The 5818-nt window shown below is 43.2% G+C and carries 7 protein-coding genes and 1 pseudogene; 4 read left to right on the top strand and 4 right to left on the bottom strand.

Annotation, left to right across the window (positions count from 1 at the left end):
* Nucleotides 1–270 precede the first annotated feature (270 nt).
* From BBG47_RS26935 to BBG47_RS30185, 3 genes are all read left to right on the top strand, one after another.
* A complete protein-coding gene (locus BBG47_RS26935) occupies nt 271–711 on the top strand; it encodes a hypothetical protein (protein WP_065294308.1) in 441 nt (146 codons plus the stop codon).
* A gap of 90 nt (nt 712–801) precedes the next feature.
* The gene (locus tag BBG47_RS26930; RefSeq protein WP_065294307.1) at nt 802–1053 is read left to right on the top strand and encodes a hypothetical protein; all 252 of its coding nucleotides are present in this window, start codon (nt 802–804) and stop codon (nt 1051–1053) included.
* Nucleotides 1054–1124: 71 nt separating this feature from the next.
* A complete protein-coding gene (locus BBG47_RS30185; protein ID WP_175400654.1) occupies nt 1125–1283 on the top strand; it encodes a hypothetical protein in 159 nt (52 codons plus the stop codon).
* 465 nt (nt 1284–1748) lie between these two features.
* Here the strand turns inward: BBG47_RS30185 and BBG47_RS26920 are convergent, their stop codons facing one another.
* From BBG47_RS26920 to BBG47_RS26905, 4 genes and pseudogenes are all read right to left on the bottom strand, one after another.
* A complete protein-coding gene (locus BBG47_RS26920) occupies nt 1749–2033 on the bottom strand; it encodes an IS3 family transposase (RefSeq protein ID WP_065294305.1) in 285 nt (94 codons plus the stop codon).
* 197 nt (nt 2034–2230) lie between these two features.
* Nucleotides 2231–2374 (bottom strand): transposase, encoded by a 144-nt coding sequence (locus BBG47_RS30940; protein ID WP_254659944.1) that lies wholly within the window; start codon nt 2372–2374, stop codon nt 2231–2233.
* Nucleotides 2375–2529: 155 nt separating this feature from the next.
* Nucleotides 2530–3383: pseudogene (locus BBG47_RS26910) on the bottom strand (SDR family oxidoreductase).
* A gap of 53 nt (nt 3384–3436) precedes the next feature.
* Nucleotides 3437–5026, bottom strand: coding sequence for a thiamine pyrophosphate-binding protein (locus BBG47_RS26905; RefSeq protein WP_254659943.1), 1590 nt, complete (start codon nt 5024–5026; stop codon nt 3437–3439).
* Nucleotides 5027–5357: 331 nt separating this feature from the next.
* Between BBG47_RS26905 and yjcZ the strand changes: the two genes are divergently transcribed.
* Nucleotides 5358–5456 carry a sporulation protein YjcZ gene (gene yjcZ / locus BBG47_RS29655; RefSeq protein WP_138186343.1) on the top strand — a complete coding sequence of 33 codons (99 nt, stop codon included), beginning with the start codon at nt 5358–5360 and terminating at the stop codon, nt 5454–5456.
* Nucleotides 5457–5818: the final 362 nt, after the last annotated feature.

Below are 5818 nucleotides of genomic sequence, written 5' to 3'. Positions count from 1 at the left end.
TGAATAGAGGCCAGCCTTACCAAACATAAACTTATTCAATTCTAAAAAAAACTCCACGGCAATGGAGTTTTTTTTTGCCATTCAGTAATTCATTAAATAACCAAGGGGATAGCTTGACAAACATTAGCTGGTTTTATATCAATTAAACTTCCTGGAAATAGTAATTAAATGGAACTTAATACAAAATTCCATATACTTTGTAAGTAAGATAATGGTATTATCTAGGTGGGAGTTGGAAAACAACTCTACTACATATGAAGGTGGGATACTATGAAAAAGTTTGTATCAACACTTCTTGTATTTACATTGATGCTGGTATTCTCAACAAATGCATTTGCAGCCAAAGGGATTGGAGATACTCCAGAAACTGCGATCACTCTTTTTCCCAGGAACATCGTGAATTTATACATCGAGGATAGTACAGACAAGGATTGGTTTACATGGACTAATAACACAGGAAAAATACAGAGATTATATGCGTGGGCTCAACCAACACCGACGGACGATTGGAGAAACTTTAGATTAGCCTTCAAAATTGAGTACGGTGATAATACTAGTACGAGATTGATGTACTCTAATTATAATATTGGTCCACTTCAAGCGATTGATAACATATATATACCTAATGGGGCAAAACTATATTTACTTGTGGAGAAAGTGAATAATTCAAAAACTCAATATGCGCTTGGTTTAGATGTGTACGATATTTAACATGGATTTAGCTGCTGATCATCCAGCGGCTTTTTTCATAGGAGGAAATACCTCCCTTATGTCGAAGTATGACGAGAGGGGGGGATATGAGTGTCAGGGACTATGTGTATGAAGTGCTCAAGATTATCGAAGCAGGCAGAGAGTCTAAAAAAAGAAGATTTAGGTTTTGAAAACTACGGCTATTTTATAGAAGTCATGAGCGCCATTAAAGATGATCGCCTAGTTGACAATATTTCATTTCCTGAGGCTAGTGCCCGCAAGTTATTAGTTTTTGATTATAATGCTGAGTTAACTAAATTCGGAAGAGAATTCATTGTAGCTGTCGAATCTGGTCAAGTCTAAGCATCCTTCGGGGTGCTTTATTATTAGGTTATAGATGATGAAAAACTGAAATAGATGGAGGCGATATGGGAATGGGAACGACTCTAAATAGTATGATTGACTTTAAAGAGCGAATGGACAAATTAAGAGAAATGATTAAACAGGTAACACTAGATCCCGCAGAGGATGCTAGGTCATTAGCTCGTGCGCTTGGATCTGATTTGACTATCGAGGTGACGACGATTGAGTAAATACACAATTGCAAGTATAGACGACACCTCATTTGCATCTAAACGGATATTAGCAAGATACATAATTGAGGATCAAACGTTTATCGAAGATAAGGAAACAATACGTGGTATATTCTTGACAGCTAGAAGAGTTAAAGAAGCTGCCGGTAAGACATTCGAAATCGTGCATATGTACTTTTACAGTTCGCCAGCTCAAGAAAACAGCGGACTACCATTCTGTCGAGCACAGTGGATATCGTCAGAATGCAAGTCAAAGCCGGATAAGATAAGTCACACCGTTGAGATCTGTCTTCTCGCTAAGGATGTCTAAAGTCTTTGTAACGAGTACGAGGTCATTTCGATCAGATAATTGCCACGCCATAATCTCGTTATTGAAAAGATCCTGAATCGCGGATAGATAAACAAAGCGAACACCTATCCGAATATAGTTCAAGTCGATTCGGATGAACAACAGATTCATGCTTGCTAGAATAACGACGTTTCTTTCGAATGACAGAACGAATACCAAGTTTTCTTCATAATCCGATAAACACGCTTATGGTTGACATGAATCCCTTCGCGTTTCAAAGCAACGGTTATACGCAGATAGCCAAAGTACACATGTAGTCGGTATATCGCCATTATACGTTCTTCTATTAACTGCTCTTGCAACCTGCGAAGATTTGGTTCTGAAATCTTCTTACACCACTTATAATAGACTGCAAGTGATACTTCAGCCAATTGTACGAACCAACCCAGTGGAAATCTCACACTCATCTCCTCGATGATTCCAAACCGATTAGCTTTACTCGTCACTCCCCGTGTAGATTTGGATACCGCTTTTTTAAGTACTCAATTTCCGCCTTAAAATACGCTATTTCTTCTACTATACTTTTGAACTTGGACTTTGGCCGACCTTTACGGGGAGTTTCTTGATTAAAGTGTTGGCCTGACTTATGTAGATTTACCTATACAACTACTTGTGTCATATTCCGAATACCGAGTTGCTTAGCCGCCTCGCGGCATGATATGTCCTCCTCAGATACCAGCCGTACAGCCTCCATTTTTAATTCCTTGGTATAATTGTTATTCGTACGACCCGTTTCCCCCATAAAAAATCCCCTCAGGTTTGCAATGTCTAAGTCCATTTTACCAGATGTCTGTTTTTCGTTGTCTACCATGAGGGGATATTACCAAATCCAGCGGCGAGGACGATAAAAGAAAGGGAAAGGTTCCGATTTTCGAATCTACACGAAGCTGGATCTCCTCAGCTGTTCACAATAACACCGCCTGTAGCATGAATGAATTGTCCGGAAATATACGATGCGTCTTCCGATGCTAGAAATACATACGCGGGAGCGATCTCGCAAGGTTGGCCTGCACGTCCCATCGGATTTTTTTCTCCCCATTTTGCTACTTGAGCGGCAGGAAAGGATGCGGGTATAAGAGGCGTCCATATGCTCCCAGGGACAACGCCGTTTACTCGTATGCCTCTCCTGTGCAACGATTTCGAGAGCGACCGGGTAAAAGCAACGATGGCGCCCTTGGTAGCTGAATAATCGATGAGCTGTTCATTCCCCTCATAGGCAGTGAGGGAGGCGGCATTGATAACGCTGCTTCCCTTTTTCATATGGGGAAGGGCGGCCTTCGTTAAAAAAAATACCGAAAAAAATTGGTTCGAAACGTTCTTTCCATCTGTTCGGATATAATACTTTCTAAACTGTTCTGAACATGCTGCTCAGCCGCGTTATTCACGAGAATATCCAGTTTGCCGAATTGTGTGACAGTTTGTTCCACGATTTGTTTGCAAAAATCTTCTTGGCCAAGATCCCCGGCAATACACAGACATTTACCCCCTTTTTGCTCGACAACCTGTTTGGTTTCTTCAGCATCTGTATGTTCGTTGAGATAAACAATGACGACATCTGCGCCTTCTTTGGCGAAGGCCACGGCTATGGCTCGTCCTTGGCCGCTGTCTCCTCCGGTAATGATGGCCACTTTATTTTTTAGTTTGCCACTCGGTTTGTAGTTCGGATCGTCATAAATGGGACGCGGGTTCATCAGAGACTCAATACCGGGCTGCTCATCTTGGTGCTGAAGTGGATAAGGAGGTTTGGGCATGGTTACGGAGGTAGGATGTTTTTCGGTTGCCGATGTCATATAATCATGCTCCTTTATTTTTGGAATTGAAAATCCGGATGCGTTATTTTTGCCGTCGGGACATCGATGAGGTAAGGTTTGGAGGTTGATTTCGCTTCATCTAAGGCGATGCGAAGCTCATCATTCGTTTTTGCTCGTTTAGCTACCCATCCAGAAGCTTCTGCAATTTGGACGAAATTCGGGTTCGAGATGTCCGTCCCAAACGGACGGAGATGTTTCATCATCATTTTATCTTGTTCCATTTGCAGGGTTCCATTATTGAAAACGATGACTGTTATGGGAAGTCCGTAACGTGCGGCTGTAATCAAATCCGCCTGTACCATTCCTAATCCGCCGTCCCCTGTAACACAAATGACTTGCCTGTTCGGAAATGAACATTTTGCTGCCATTGCGGCCGGCAATCCAAACCCCATCGTTCTCCAACGCTCCGATAACACCAAATGATGGGCGGTTCCCCTGAAGTTTCTTAGAAACCATAAGGTAACATCTCCTTCATCCAGCGCAATAATGGCGTCCTTGTCAATGTGTTGTTCAACGACGCTGACGATCAATGCGGGATGAAGTGGTGACGATGAGATGGCGCGTTCTAGTTCATTTTGTTCATTCCAGACTTGTTTACATTGGTTCACGAGCTGCAACCAATGGGGATTTAAACGGTAGTCTGTTATGCCTTCTGTAAGTGCTTGGATTATCTCTGCGATATTACCGACGATCCCGACTTGTGACGGAATGACCTCGCCGATAGCTGATATCCGTTCTTCGATATGGATCACTTGCGCATGTTCAGGGACATGATATTCCGGCCACCAAGAGGTACCGATGGCAAGGACGACATCCGCTTGTTTGCATAAGTCGCTTGCAAAAGGATTCCCGCCTTCGCCCAAACCGCCGAGCAGGTAAGGGTGAGAACCCGCAATTATCCCCTTTGCTCCATAACTCATAACAATTCCGCATCCCCAGCGATCAGCCAGTTTCCGGATCGCATCACAGGCATGATTTGCTCGATTGCCAGCAAGGATCAAGGGGCGCTTCGCCTTAAGCATAAGATTCGCCGCTTGTTGGAGTTGGCTATGTCCAGCTATTTGATTTGCTATTTGAATCGGTTCACGCGGTTTTGCCCCGCAGGGAAGAGTCCATAGATCGGAAGGTATGGAAAGATGAACGGGAATTGCCTGTTCCATTGCCGTAAACATGGCCTGTGCTAAGGTGTCAACGACTGCTTTGGGATGAACGACAATTCGGCTGAACCCGGTAATCGCCTGAACTAGTCCCTGCTGATCAATATACTGCTTATACGCTGTTCCGATCTTGGGGGTAGGCGCTTGACCTGATATGGCCAAGACTGGAACGCGATCTAAGTTTGCATCTCCTAGGCCAGTCATTAAATTAGTCAAACCAGGTCCCATTTGCGCGGCGCATACTCCGATTCGACCGGTTAATTTGGCTTCGGCAGACGCCATTATTGCAGCGACAGACTCATGTTTTACCCCAATCCATTCCAAATCATTCTGGCGTGAGAGACCTTCCATCAATCCAAAAATGGCATCCCCGATCACCCCGTAAATCCGCTTAACGCCCCATAATTTCAGTTGGTTGATAATCACATCCGCAACCTTTTGAGGCAATGAGGTAGCAGATGTTGAAGTAGAGAATGAGCTGTTTAAGCGCACTTGTTGGGCCGTTTTACCTATGAGTCGGTGCATAGAAGCTGCAGGCTATCTGATGATAGCTTGGAATGGGGAGTTGAATACGGTGTCTATCCAAAAACAATGAGCATGGTTTAAAGCGGAATATGAAACAGGCTTAATAAAGCACTGTGGGAAAGGAAGTCTGTGGATCTTAGTATTTTTTACAATGAATAGGGTATAGCCGAGACACGCACATAACTACCTTAATACTATATGTATTGTATCTAGCGAGAGGAGGGCATCTCAAATGAGTGAAATTGGTCATCATCATCGCTTTACTTCTACAGCCATTATATTGGTTCTGTTTATTTTGTTGGTCATTGTACTCTGTGGCAGCTTTTGTTAATTTGATAAAAGGATCTGAACTCACACTATTCCCCCATAGGCATTTCACGAGGATCAAATTTACTAATGACGCATCTTCAGCATTGATAACTTGAATATCCTGTTGTCGAGGGGGCATAAAGGCCAGTTCGAATAAGAGCCGATTCAATGGACGGAGTCGTGGAATTCTACCCTTTGAAGGGGCAACACCGCCTAATTAATTCAGTATAGGAAATAGCCGGGTCAGAATGAAGGTAACATTTATACGATGTAAATGTGCCAAACGAGAGGAGGTTTACGCATATGGGTGAAGTTGTTGGAGGTTTCTCATGTGGATTTGGAGGTTTCACTTCGATTGGTGTAATCTTGGTCTTGTTCATTTTG

The sequence above is a fragment of the Paenibacillus sp. KS1 genome (assembly GCF_001680695.1).
GTDB lineage: Bacteria > Bacillota > Bacilli > Paenibacillales > Paenibacillaceae > Paenibacillus_B > Paenibacillus_B suaedae.
This window is presented reverse-complemented; position numbering and strand designations above follow the sequence as displayed.